The 13,045-nt window shown below is 56.5% G+C and carries 3 protein-coding genes, 4 tRNA genes and 4 rRNA genes; 10 read left to right on the forward strand and 1 reads right to left on the reverse strand.

Translation table 11 applies throughout. From position 1 onward, the window contains the following. The first annotated feature begins 61 nt into the window (after positions 1-61). The 7 genes from AC1MGT_RS14670 to AC1MGT_RS14700 all read left to right on the forward strand — a co-directional run bounded on the left by AC1MGT_RS14670 (position 62) and on the right by AC1MGT_RS14700 (position 8,406). Positions 62-1,594 (forward strand): 16S ribosomal RNA (locus tag AC1MGT_RS14670). 85 nt (positions 1,595-1,679) lie between these two features. Beyond that, positions 1,680-1,756, forward strand: a tRNA-Ile gene (locus AC1MGT_RS14675). A 24-nt stretch (positions 1,757-1,780) separates the two neighbouring features. Then, positions 1,781-1,856 (forward strand) — tRNA-Ala (locus tag AC1MGT_RS14680). Between the two features lie 242 nt (positions 1,857-2,098). Continuing rightward, a 23S ribosomal RNA gene (locus AC1MGT_RS14685) occupies positions 2,099-4,990 on the forward strand. Positions 4,991-5,115: 125 nt separating this feature from the next. Further along, a 5S ribosomal RNA gene (gene rrf, locus AC1MGT_RS14690) occupies positions 5,116-5,228 on the forward strand. Together the 16S, 23S and 5S rRNA genes with 2 tRNA genes alongside form the textbook arrangement of a ribosomal RNA operon. Positions 5,229-5,404: 176 nt before the next feature. Next, the gene (locus tag AC1MGT_RS14695) at positions 5,405-6,883 is read left to right on the forward strand and encodes a DUF2868 domain-containing protein (RefSeq protein WP_499500784.1); all 1,479 of its coding nucleotides are present in this window, start codon (positions 5,405-5,407) and stop codon (positions 6,881-6,883) included. Next, positions 6,880-8,406: a DUF3482 domain-containing protein gene (locus AC1MGT_RS14700; protein WP_499500785.1), complete on the forward strand. Its 1,527-nt coding sequence runs from the start codon at positions 6,880-6,882 to the stop codon at positions 8,404-8,406. Before AC1MGT_RS14695 ends, AC1MGT_RS14700 begins: the two co-directional genes overlap by 4 nt. On the opposite strand, the gene AC1MGT_RS14705 is transcribed toward AC1MGT_RS14700, so the two are convergent. After that, a complete protein-coding gene (locus tag AC1MGT_RS14705) occupies positions 8,384-10,498 on the reverse strand; it encodes a TonB-dependent receptor family protein (protein ID WP_499500786.1) in 2,115 nt (704 codons plus the stop codon). The genes AC1MGT_RS14700 and AC1MGT_RS14705 overlap by 23 nt on opposite strands. A gap of 558 nt (positions 10,499-11,056) precedes the next feature. Between AC1MGT_RS14705 and AC1MGT_RS14710 the strand changes: the two genes are divergently transcribed. From AC1MGT_RS14710 to AC1MGT_RS14720, 3 genes are all read left to right on the forward strand, one after another. Next, positions 11,057-12,589: ribosomal RNA gene (locus AC1MGT_RS14710) — 16S ribosomal RNA — on the forward strand. Between the two features lie 84 nt (positions 12,590-12,673). Further along, positions 12,674-12,750, forward strand: a tRNA-Ile gene (locus tag AC1MGT_RS14715). Positions 12,751-12,771: 21 nt separating this feature from the next. After that, positions 12,772-12,847 (forward strand) — tRNA-Ala (locus AC1MGT_RS14720). Positions 12,848-13,045 lie beyond the last annotated feature (198 nt).

Here is a 13,045-nt window from a genome sequence, read left to right on the forward strand (position 1 = left end):
ATTTTGAGTGAGCGACCCCTGCAGCAATGCAGGGTGGCAGAAATGCCAACAAACAGAGATTGAACTGAAGAGTTTGATCCTGGCTCAGATTGAACGCTGGCGGCATGCTTTACACATGCAAGTCGAACGGCAGCGCGGGGCAACCTGGCGGCGAGTGGCGAACGGGTGAGTAATATATCGGAACGTACCCAAGAGTGGGGGATAACGTAGCGAAAGTTACGCTAATACCGCATACGATCTAAGGATGAAAGCAGGGGATCTTCGGACCTTGTGCTCCTGGAGCGGCCGATATCTGATTAGCTAGTTGGTGAGGTAAAGGCTCACCAAGGCCACGATCAGTAGCTGGTCTGAGAGGACGACCAGCCACACTGGAACTGAGACACGGTCCAGACTCCTACGGGAGGCAGCAGTGGGGAATTTTGGACAATGGGCGAAAGCCTGATCCAGCAATGCCGCGTGAGTGAAGAAGGCCTTCGGGTTGTAAAGCTCTTTTGTCAGGGAAGAAACGGTGAAGGCTAATATCCTTCGCTAATGACGGTACCTGAAGAATAAGCACCGGCTAACTACGTGCCAGCAGCCGCGGTAATACGTAGGGTGCAAGCGTTAATCGGAATTACTGGGCGTAAAGCGTGCGCAGGCGGTTTTGTAAGTCTGACGTGAAATCCCCGGGCTCAACCTGGGAATTGCGTTGGAGACTGCAAGGCTAGAATCTGGCAGAGGGGGGTAGAATTCCACGTGTAGCAGTGAAATGCGTAGAGATGTGGAGGAACACCGATGGCGAAGGCAGCCCCCTGGGTCAAGATTGACGCTCATGCACGAAAGCGTGGGGAGCAAACAGGATTAGATACCCTGGTAGTCCACGCCCTAAACGATGTCTACTAGTTGTCGGGTTTTAATTAACTTGGTAACGCAGCTAACGCGTGAAGTAGACCGCCTGGGGAGTACGGTCGCAAGATTAAAACTCAAAGGAATTGACGGGGACCCGCACAAGCGGTGGATGATGTGGATTAATTCGATGCAACGCGAAAAACCTTACCTACCCTTGACATGTACGGAAGGCCGAAGAGATTTGGCTGTGCTCGAAAGAGAACCGTAACACAGGTGCTGCATGGCTGTCGTCAGCTCGTGTCGTGAGATGTTGGGTTAAGTCCCGCAACGAGCGCAACCCTTGTCATTAGTTGCTACATTCAGTTGAGCACTCTAATGAGACTGCCGGTGACAAACCGGAGGAAGGTGGGGATGACGTCAAGTCCTCATGGCCCTTATGGGTAGGGCTTCACACGTCATACAATGGTACATACAGAGGGCCGCCAACCCGCGAGGGGGAGCTAATCCCAGAAAGTGTATCGTAGTCCGGATCGCAGTCTGCAACTCGACTGCGTGAAGTTGGAATCGCTAGTAATCGCGGATCAGCATGTCGCGGTGAATACGTTCCCGGGTCTTGTACACACCGCCCGTCACACCATGGGAGCGGGTTTTACCAGAAGTAGGTAGCTTAACCGCAAGGAGGGCGCTTACCACGGTAGGATTCGTGACTGGGGTGAAGTCGTAACAAGGTAGCCGTATCGGAAGGTGCGGCTGGATCACCTCCTTTCTAGAGTAGCACCACGAAACTGAGAAGTTTCATTATCAAGCGTCCACGCTTATCGACTGTTGAACAAGTAAAGAACAGTTTTATCGGGGCTGTAGCTCAGCTGGTTAGAGCACCGTGTTGATAACGCGGGGGTCGTTGGTTCGAGTCCAACCAGCCCTACCAATCAGCACTAAGCATCACCTGAATGGGGGATTAGCTCAGCTGGGAGAGCACCTGCTTTGCAAGCAGGGGGTCGTCGGTTCGATCCCGTCATCCTCCACCATTACGGTAAAAGTTCAAACGTAAGTCGTCAGTGATTCACTGATGTGATTTAGGTTTGGTCTTTTCGAGATCACTGTTTTTTCGTTCTTTAACAATCTGGAAGAAGTAAAGTTTTTAAGTATGTAGCGCAAATCGGAAACGAGATGTGATGCATGCTTGGGTAGTAGTATTTGTATCATTGCAACACAGCTGTACTCTTGTACCTGTGACGATCTCTGTTGTCAGCAGAGGCCAACGTTATAGGGACAAGCGAATAAGTGCACATGGTGGATGCCTTGGCGATTACAGGCGATGAAGGACGTAGTAGCTTGCGATAAGCTGCGGGGAGCTAGCAAACGAGCTTTGATCCGCAGATTTCCGAATGGGGAAACCCGGCCTTTATAGGTCATTGCATGCTGAATACATAGGCATGCAAAGCGAACGCGGCGAACTGAAACATCTAAGTAGCTGCAGGAAAAGAAATCAACCGAGATTCCCAAAGTAGTGGCGAGCGAAATGGGATGAGCCTGTATGTGATAGTCGATCGGATAGTGGAAGCCTCTGGAAATAGGCGCCATAGAGGGTGATAGCCCCTTACACGAAATTCGAACGGTGGTACTAAGCATACGACAAGTAGGGCGGGACACGAGAAATCCTGTCTGAACATGGGGGGACCATCCTCCAAGGCTAAATACTCGTAATCGACCGATAGTGAACCAGTACCGTGAGGGAAAGGCGAAAAGAACCCCGGGAGGGGAGTGAAATAGATCCTGAAACCGTGTGCATACAAACAGTAGGAGCGGACTTGTTCCGTGACTGCGTACCTTTTGTATAATGGGTCAGCGACTTACATTCAGTGGCGAGGTTAACCGTATAGGGGAGCCGTAGAGAAATCGAGTCCGAATAGGGCGACAGTCGCTGGGTGTAGACCCGAAACCAAGTGATCTACCCATGGCCAGGATGAAGGTGCGGTAACACGCCCTGGAGGTCCGAACCCACTAATGTTGAAAAATTAGGGGATGAGCTGTGGGTAGGGGTGAAAGGCTAAACAAACTTGGAAATAGCTGGTTCTCTCCGAAAACTATTTAGGTAGTGCCTCAAGTATCACCATCGGGGGTAGAGCACTGTTATGGCTAGGGGGTCATTGCGACTTACCAAACCATTGCAAACTCCGAATACCGATGAGTGCGAGCTTGGGAGACAGACATCGGGTGCTAACGTCCGGTGTCAAGAGGGAAACAACCCAGACCGCCAGCTAAGGTCCCAAAGATTGGCTAAGTGGAAAACGAAGTGGGAAGGCTAAAACAGTCAGGATGTTGGCTTAGAAGCAGCCATCATTTAAAGAAAGCGTAATAGCTCACTGATCGAGTCGTCCTGCGCGGAAGATGTAACGGGGCTAAGCCAGTCACCGAAGCTGCGGATATTTTTCTCGTAATTTATTACTTGATCAATATGGTAGGAGAGCGTTCTGTAAGCCTGCGAAGGTGTCTTGTAAAGGATGCTGGAGGTATCAGAAGTGCGAATGCTGACATGAGTAGCGATAATGGGGGTGAAAAGCCTCCACGCCGTAAGCCCAAGGTTTCCTGTTCAACGTTCATCGGAGCAGGGTGAGTCGGCCCCTAAGGCGAGGCAGAGATGCGTAGCTGATGGGAAGCAGGTTAATATTCCTGCACCGTCGTATGATGCGATGGGGGGACGGATCGCGGAAGGTTGTCTGGCTGTTGGAATAGCCAGTTTTTGACTCATAGAAGGTACTTAGGCAAATCCGGGTACGTAATTCAAGGGGTTGAGACGAGGAACTTAGGTTCTGAAGCAATCGGAAGTGGTTCCAAGAAAAGCCTCTAAGCTTCAGTCATACGAGACCGTACCGCAAACCGACACAGGTGGGCGAGATGAGTATTCTAAGGCGCTTGAGAGAACTCGGGAGAAGGAACTCGGCAAATTGGTACCGTAACTTCGGGATAAGGTACGCCCTAGTAGTTTGATTGGTTTACTCCATGAGGATGAACGGGTTGCAATAAAATGGTGGCTGCGACTGTTTAATAAAAACACAGCACTCTGCAAACACGAAAGTGGACGTATAGGGTGTGACGCCTGCCCGGTGCTGGAAGATTAAATGATGGGGTGCAAGCTCTTGATTGAAGTCCCAGTAAACGGCGGCCGTAACTATAACGGTCCTAAGGTAGCGAAATTCCTTGTCGGGTAAGTTCCGACCTGCACGAATGGCGTAACGATGGCCACACTGTCTCCTCCCGAGACTCAGCGAAGTTGAAATGTTTGTGATGATGCAATCTACCCGCGGCTAGACGGAAAGACCCCATGAACCTTTACTGTAGCTTTGCATTGGACTTTGAATCAATCTGTGTAGGATAGGTGGGAGGCTTTGAAGCGGGGACGCTAGTTCTCGTGGAGCCAACCTTGAAATACCACCCTGGTTCATTTGAGGTTCTAACCTTGGTCCGTTATCCGGATCGGGGACAGTGCATGGTAGGCAGTTTGACTGGGGCGGTCTCCTCCTAAAGTGTAACGGAGGAGTTCGAAGGTACGCTAATTACGGTCGGACATCGTGATGATAGTGCAATGGCATAAGCGTGCTTAACTGCGAGACCGACAAGTCGAGCAGGTACGAAAGTAGGACATAGTGATCCGGTGGTTCTGTATGGAAGGGCCATCGCTCAACGGATAAAAGGTACTCTGGGGATAACAGGCTGATTCCTCCCAAGAGTTCATATCGACGGGGGAGTTTGGCACCTCGATGTCGGCTCATCACATCCTGGGGCTGTAGCCGGTCCCAAGGGTATGGCTGTTCGCCATTTAAAGTGGTACGTGAGCTGGGTTTAAAACGTCGTGAGACAGTTTGGTCCCTATCTGCCGTGGGCGTTGGAAATTTGAAGGGGGCTGCTCCTAGTACGAGAGGACCGGAGTGGACGAACCTCTGGTGTACCGGTTGTCACGCCAGTGGCATTGCCGGGTAGCTAAGTTCGGAAGAGATAACCGCTGAAAGCATCTAAGCGGGAAACTTGCCTTGAGATGAGATTTCCCAGAGCCTTGAGCTCTTTAAAGGGTCGTTCGAGACCAGGACGTTGATAGGCTGGGTGTGGAAGTGCAGTAATGCATTAAGCTAACCAGTACTAATTGCCCGTACGGCTTGTCCCTATAACCTTGGTAGTCCAGGGTTAGAAAGAGTTCAGCTGTTGTTGATACAAATACGACCCCAAATAAAACTACTTCTTCCAGATTCAGAGCCGCGTTGCATTGCAACGAAGCTCGTACAAGTTATGCCTGATGACCATAGCAAGTCGGTCCCACCCCTTCCCATCCCGAACAGGACCGTGAAACGACTTTGCGCCGATGATAGTGCTGCAACCAGTGTGAAAGTAGGTTATCGTCAGGCTAGTTATATAGAAAAGCCCCACTCAGTGATCTGAGTGGGGCTTTTCGCTTTGGGCGATCGCTTTGTCGTGCTCCCTCGTCGATGTGACGGCCATGGTGCGCCACCCCACCGCCAACGCCCGTGAATCTGGTGCACAATGCATTCATCAGCATTGTCATTTCAATCACGGGAACAGCATGAATGAACAGGTTGCACGCAATGTCGTGCTGGCGCGCGCGATCGAGCACGCCGACGTTGGTCATACCGTACTGAGCGACGACGATCGCAAGTACGCCACCCGCAGCGCACGTGAGCTCGCCGCATGGCAGGCGGCTGACAGTCATACGGCCGTCAACCAGCAGCATTTCCTGCAGCAGCGCGCCGAGCAAATCCTCAAGCGCCTGGGCGAACGCACGCCGGCCTTTGGTGCATTCCAGCGCCGTGCCCCCGGCATGCGCGGTATCTGGTTCGCGTTGCCGTTCATCGCCTTCGTGCTTGGCGCCGCGCTTGACCGCATTGCCGACCCGCACCGGGTTGACTTGTTATCCGCTCCGCTCCTGATCATCATTGCCTGGAACCTGCTGGTGTACCTGGGTCTTCTGGTGTGGGCGGTCGTGCCTGCCGCGCGCCGGAAGAAGAGCGGTGCGCCGCTGCTGCGCCGGCTGAGCGTGGGCAAGGCCGTCGCGCCGCGCAAGCTGCCTACCGCACTGGCCGAAGGCGTTGCTCACTTTCTGGCCGATTGGGCCGTGCTCAGTGAACCGCTCACGCGTGCGCGCCTGAGCCGCACGGTGCATCTCGCCGCCGCCGGGTTTGCGCTCGGCGCCGTCGCGTCGCTGTATGCGCGTGGCCTGCTCACCCAATACGTGACTGGCTGGGAAAGCACCTTCCTCGATGCCCAGCAAGTCCACACGCTGCTGTCGTGGCTCTTCACGCCGGCACTGACCGTGTTCCCGTTCCTGCAAGGCTTCACGCTGGCCGAGATCGAGCAACTGCGCTTCGGCGGCAGCGCCGGCCTGCCGGTTGGCGAGCGCTGGGTGCACTTGTATGGCGCGACGTTGCTGCTGCTGGTGATCATTCCACGCGTGCTGCTCGCGATTGTCGCCGGCCTGCGCGCGCGCCATTTGTCGCGTCACTTCCCGCTCGACCTGGACCAGCCGTATTACCGCAAGCTGGCCGACAGCATCGGCACCAGCGCGCCGGCCGTGCTGCGCGTAATCCCGTATACCTACACGCTTGACGAGCCACGTGACCGCGGCCTGTGGGCAATCGCCGCTGCGGCGCTGGGCGGGCAGGCGAGGGTGCAGTTGCTGCCGGCGGTCGCGTATGGCGTCGAACCGAAGGACGCATTGCGCGAGACGATGCTGAACGAAGCTGGCATCACCGTCACCACCGTGTTATTCAGCTTAGCTGCGACGCCAGAAAAGGAAAATCACGGCGCGCTGCTCGACTACCTGGTCAAGCATGTGCCTCGTGGTGTCGCCGTGCTGCTGGATGAATCGGCGCTGCTCGAGCGTATCGGCGACCAGGTCGGCGCCGAACGCGCCGCCGAGCGTCATTCGCTGTGGCGGCAGTTCTGCAGCTTCCATGGCACCTCGGCCCATGTCGTCAATTTGCTCGAACCGGACAAGTATCCCCTTGAACTGGGTGCGGGCTTGACTCTGCCGGAGCTGCGATGATCCAGCCTGCCAAGATCCAGTTCGCCCTCGTCTCGCATACGAACAACGGCAAGACCACACTGGCGCGCACGCTGGTTGGCATGGACGTCGGCGAAATTCGCGATGCTGCGCACGTAACCCAGATTTCGCAAGGCTACCCGCTGCTGTCTACACCGGCTGGCGACTCGCTCGTGTTGTGGGACACGCCCGGTTTCGGCGATTCGGTGCGTCTGCACAAACGCCTGGCCATGGCCGGCAATCCGATCGGCTGGTTCCTGCGCGAAGTTTTCGACCGCTATCGCGACCGCCCGTTCTTCCTCAGCCAGCAGGCACTGCGCGCTGCACGTGAAGAAGCCGACGTGGTGCTGTACCTGGTCAACTCGTCCGAATCGCCACAGGATGCGGGCTATCTGCCGTCCGAGATGAATATCCTCGAGTGGCTCGGCAAACCCGTGGTCGTGCTGCTGAACCAGATCGGACCACCGCGTCCGGCCAGCGAAGAACAGGCCGAGCCACAGCGCTGGAAACAGCATCTGACCCAGTACTCGGTCGTCAAGGAAGTGCTGCCGCTCGATGCATTCGCGCGCTGCTGGGTGCATGAACACGTGTTCTACGAATCGGTCACGCACCTGATCGCAGCCGAGAAGCAGCCCGCCTATGCGCGCCTGCTGTCTGCCTGGGCGGCGCGCAATCGCGAGCGCTATGCAAGCGCCTTGCAAATGAACGCCGAACAGATTGCCGCCGCCGCGCGCGACACCGAGGCGCTGGACGAACAACGACCGGGCATGCTGCGCAGCGCGCTGAAAGCGGTCGGCATCGGCAAGGACGAAGCGCGCCGCCAGGAGCTGGCGATGGCCGCGCTCGTGCAGCGCCTGAACGACGGCATCAATCACGCGACGGCGCGCATGCTGTCGCTGTATCGCATCGATCCGGGGCAGGCTGTCGCTGTCAATGCGCGCGTGCGCGACAACTTCGCGGTCAACGCGCCAGTGGACAAGGCGCAGGCTGGATTATTGGGTGCGGTGGTGGCGGGTGCAACCACCGGTCTGTCGGCTGACTTGATGGCGGGCGGCCTGACGATGGGCGCCGGCGCGTTATTGGGCGCGATCGCTGGCGGCATCACGGCTGCCGGCGCCGCGTGGGGCTTCAATCAGGGGACCGATCGCAACCAGGCAAACGTGAAGTTCGCCGACCCGTTCCTGCAGCAGATGCTGGTGGGTGCGATTCTGCGCTATCTGGCAGTGGCGCACTTTGGCCGTGGACGCGGCAATTATGTCGAAAGCGAAGCGCCGCCGTTCTGGCAGGCCGAGGCTGAGAGCGCACTGGCCGCGCGCGGTGTCGATAGCGCGCGCCTGTGGCAATCCGTGCGCGCCGCGCCGGACCTGGGCGCAGCCACCAAACTGGTGCAGGCTGTTCTGGTGCCGGCGGTGACGGCGACGCTCGCGCGCCTGTATCCGGATGTAACGCTGCCGGGGCAGGAGCCGCCAGCAGCGGCCCCGTCCCCGGCCCCGGTGGACCTGACTAAAACTGATACTGCGCGCTGACGCCCAGCAGCCAGTTACTGCCAGGCGCCGCTTCGTAATAGCGGCGGTTGGCGTCGCCCACGATCACCGAGCCGACATAGTCGCGATCGAACAGGTTGTTCAGGCGCGCGAACTGGCGCAGGCGCCAGCCGCCAAACTGCTGGCTCGCCTGCACGCGGGCATTGACGACCGCATAGCCCGGCGCTGTCTGCGCGGTGTTGGTGTCTTCGGCATACACCCGGCTGTTGGCGACCGTCTCGAGCGCGACGCCATAACGGCCCGCCGCTTCGGTCCAGCCTAATTCACCGTAGAAGCTCGACTTGGGCACGCCCGGCAGGCGGCTGCCCTTTGGCACGGCGCCGAAGCCTTCGTCGTAGATCGCATGCAGCATGCTCATGGCGATGCGCGCATTCCAGCCGGCGCCCAGCTCCGCGTCCACCGACAGCTCGCCACCCTGGCGCAGCGTAGCGCTCGCGTTGCGATAGCTGGTACGGCCACCCGACGATGCATCGACCACCAGTTCATCCTTCGTCTTCACTTGGAACACGGCGGCGTTGACGCGCACGCCGCGGGCCACCATCGCCTTGGCGCCGACTTCGAGGTGCGTGCCGATCGCCGGCTCGAGTGCGAAGTTGAAGCCGCCGCCCGTGCCTGAATAGAACGACTCGTTCATGGTCGGTGTTTCGAAGCCGCGCGCCGCGCTCGCATACACATTCAGCGTCGGCGAGATCTTGTAGAGCACGCCGACCAGTGGCGTCGTATGACGGAAGTCGGTGCCGCCGCTGTCGTTGCCATTGGAGAGATACCGGTCCTCGACGTCGAAGTCCACGCGGCTGTGACGCAGGCCGCCGGTGAGCACCCACTGATCGCGTTCCCATTCGACTTGCACGTACGGGTCGACGCTCGTCACGTCGTTCTGTTCATCGCGCCGCAGATTGCCTTTCACGCCAAAGGTCGTGCCGATGAAGTTCTCGAAACCCTGGCGCGCATCCTTGGATTGCGCCATTTCCAGGCCTGCCGTGGTGCGCAGCGTTCCACCTGCGACGGTGCGTACCGCACGCCAGTTGGCGTCGATGCCATAGAAGTCGCGGTCGAAATCGATGACGCCGCCCGAGTGCGTCGCCGGCGCCTGGAAGCCGCGCGAGAAGGACTGGTACTGGATCACGCGGCGGTTGCCGCCGTAAGCCGTGACCTGCAGGCGATCCTGGCCGAAGCGCTGCTCGAACGTCGCGCCAAATTGCTTGTGGTTGATGCTCTTGCGCGTGTCGTAGCGATCGGCCAGCGTGCGCTGCGGCAATTGCGTATCGGTGGTGTCGATCTCGCCCGCACGTGGATCGCGGCGGAAAGTATCCCATGTCACGCCCAGCGGATCCTGCGTATCGTCCTGGCGCAGCCCGCTGGCCGTGATCACCAGGCGGCTGGTCGACGTTGGCTCTACCACCAGCTTCGCATAGGCCTGGTCGCGTGTGGCTGCACTGTGATCGCGGTAGCCATCGGTTTCGAAACGCGACGCATCGATCAGGTAGCCGATACCGCCGCTGCGGCCCGACGCATTTGTATCGAGCTTGCGCTGGCCGTAGCTGCCGCTGGTGAAGCTGGCTTCGACGGTTGGCCTGTCGGTCGGTTCGCGAGTGAACAGCTGGACCACGCCGCCCGAGTGATTGCCATACAAAGCAGAGAAGGGGCCGCGCAGCACTTCGATGCGCTCGGCGACATCAAGGTTGAAGGTCGCGGCCTGCCCCTGGCCGTCGGGCATGGTGGCCGGGATGCCATCGGCAACGAGACGCACGCCGCGCACACCGAATGCCGAACGCGTGCCGAAGCCACGTGACGAGATTTGCAGGTCTTGCGCGTAGTTCTCGCGATTGCGCACGACCACGCCCGGCACGGCGGCCAGCGCTTCGGAGGCGTTCACGCGCAACTGCGCGGCGCCGATCTGCGCTGCATCGACGACATCGATCGCAGCAGGCAGGTCGAAGCTGGTGTGTTCAGCACGCGCGCCACTGATGACCACCACATTCATCGGATTGCGGATGTCATCGGCAATGGCGGCAAGTGGCCAGCAGGCGCAAAGGGCGGCGATCGTGGTACGGCGCAGGACAGGATGCTTCATTATTTCCCCAAAGTATTGCGAGCAGAGTGTGAAAGTTGGTCTTATATTATTTAACCGGGGAATATACCTTGGGCGCCAGAATTCTGCTGGGGACGTAGCCGCGTGACGAAAACGTACGGTGTGAAGAATCTTTTGTAGGAGGGCTTGCGGAACCCTGGCGAGGTTTGTTATAGTTCGCCTCCGCTTCGGCGCTGACCGAAAAAGTTAACGTAATCAAGTGGTTACGAGAGCAAGGTCTACAGAGAAATCTGAGACGAAGCGAAAAGAAAGAGTTGACGAGATTTCGGAAACACAGCATAATCTCTCTTCTCTGCTGCAGCGAACAAAACGATTCGCTAACGACAGCAAGATGCACCGAATAAAGTTCTTTAAAAATTAACAGTCGATAAGTGTGGGCGTTTGATGAAGGTGCCAAAGACTTCGGTCTTTGATTACTTAAATTATCAAATGTTCACAAAAAAGAAATACGTTGTCTCAGCAATGAGATAACGGTCAGTATTTTGAGTGAGCGACCCCTGCCGCAAGGTGGGGTGGCAGAAATGCCAACAAACAGAGATTGAACTGAAGAGTTTGATCCTGGCTCAGATTGAACGCTGGCGGCATGCTTTACACATGCAAGTCGAACGGCAGCGCGGGGCAACCTGGCGGCGAGTGGCGAACGGGTGAGTAATATATCGGAACGTACCCAAGAGTGGGGGATAACGTAGCGAAAGTTACGCTAATACCGCATACGATCTAAGGATGAAAGCAGGGGATCTTCGGACCTTGTGCTCCTGGAGCGGCCGATATCTGATTAGCTAGTTGGTGAGGTAAAGGCTCACCAAGGCTACGATCAGTAGCTGGTCTGAGAGGACGACCAGCCACACTGGAACTGAGACACGGTCCAGACTCCTACGGGAGGCAGCAGTGGGGAATTTTGGACAATGGGCGAAAGCCTGATCCAGCAATGCCGCGTGAGTGAAGAAGGCCTTCGGGTTGTAAAGCTCTTTTGTCAGGGAAGAAACGGTGAGGGCTAATATCCCTCGCTAATGACGGTACCTGAAGAATAAGCACCGGCTAACTACGTGCCAGCAGCCGCGGTAATACGTAGGGTGCAAGCGTTAATCGGAATTACTGGGCGTAAAGCGTGCGCAGGCGGTTTTGTAAGTCTGACGTGAAATCCCCGGGCTCAACCTGGGAATTGCGTTGGAGACTGCAAGGCTAGAATCTGGCAGAGGGGGGTAGAATTCCACGTGTAGCAGTGAAATGCGTAGAGATGTGGAGGAACACCGATGGCGAAGGCAGCCCCCTGGGTCAAGATTGACGCTCATGCACGAAAGCGTGGGGAGCAAACAGGATTAGATACCCTGGTAGTCCACGCCCTAAACGATGTCTACTAGTTGTCGGGTTTTAATTAACTTGGTAACGCAGCTAACGCGTGAAGTAGACCGCCTGGGGAGTACGGTCGCAAGATTAAAACTCAAAGGAATTGACGGGGACCCGCACAAGCGGTGGATGATGTGGATTAATTCGATGCAACGCGAAAAACCTTACCTACCCTTGACATGTACGGAAGACCGAAGAGATTTGGTTGTGCTCGAAAGAGAACCGTAACACAGGTGCTGCATGGCTGTCGTCAGCTCGTGTCGTGAGATGTTGGGTTAAGTCCCGCAACGAGCGCAACCCTTGTCATTAGTTGCTACATTTAGTTGAGCACTCTAATGAGACTGCCGGTGACAAACCGGAGGAAGGTGGGGATGACGTCAAGTCCTCATGGCCCTTATGGGTAGGGCTTCACACGTCATACAATGGTACATACAGAGGGCCGCCAACCCGCGAGGGGGAGCTAATCCCAGAAAGTGTATCGTAGTCCGGATCGCAGTCTGCAACTCGACTGCGTGAAGTTGGAATCGCTAGTAATCGCGGATCAGCATGTCGCGGTGAATACGTTCCCGGGTCTTGTACACACCGCCCGTCACACCATGGGAGCGGGTTTTACCAGAAGTAGGTAGCTTAACCGCAAGGAGGGCGCTTACCACGGTAGGATTCGTGACTGGGGTGAAGTCGTAACAAGGTAGCCGTATCGGAAGGTGCGGCTGGATCACCTCCTTTCTAGAGTAGCGCCACGAAACTGAGAAGTTTCATTATCAAGCGTCCACGCTTATCGACTGTTGAATAGTAAAGAACAGTTTTATCGGGGCTGTAGCTCAGCTGGTTAGAGCACCGTGTTGATAACGCGGGGGTCGTTGGTTCGAGTCCAACCAGCCCTACCAATCAGCACAGCATCACCTAATGGGGGATTAGCTCAGCTGGGAGAGCACCTGCTTTGCAAGCAGGGGGTCGTCGGTTCGATCCCGTCATCCTCCACCATTTAATTGAATGGCTAAAAAGTTCAAATGTAAGTCACCTGAAGCCAGGCAGATTTAGATTTGGTCTTTTCGAGATCACTGTTTTTTCGTTCTTTAACAATCTGGAAGAAGTAAAGTTTTTAAGCGCATGCGACAGCATGTGCTTGGGTAGTAGTATTTGTATCATTGCAACACAGCTGTACTCTTGTACCTGTGACGA

This window comes from Telluria sp. BA11, from assembly GCF_056680305.1.

Bases quoted from the DNA above. Each gene is read 5' to 3' on its own strand.
- AC1MGT_RS14695 (WP_499500784.1), top strand. From the start codon at position 5,405: ATGAATGAACAGGTTGCACGCAATGTCGTGCTGGCGCGCGCGATCGAG.
- AC1MGT_RS14700 (WP_499500785.1), top strand. From the start codon at position 6,880: ATGATCCAGCCTGCCAAGATCCAGTTCGCCCTCGTCTCGCATACGAAC.
- AC1MGT_RS14705 (WP_499500786.1), bottom strand. From the start codon at position 10,498: ATGAAGCATCCTGTCCTGCGCCGTACCACGATCGCCGCCCTTTGCGCC.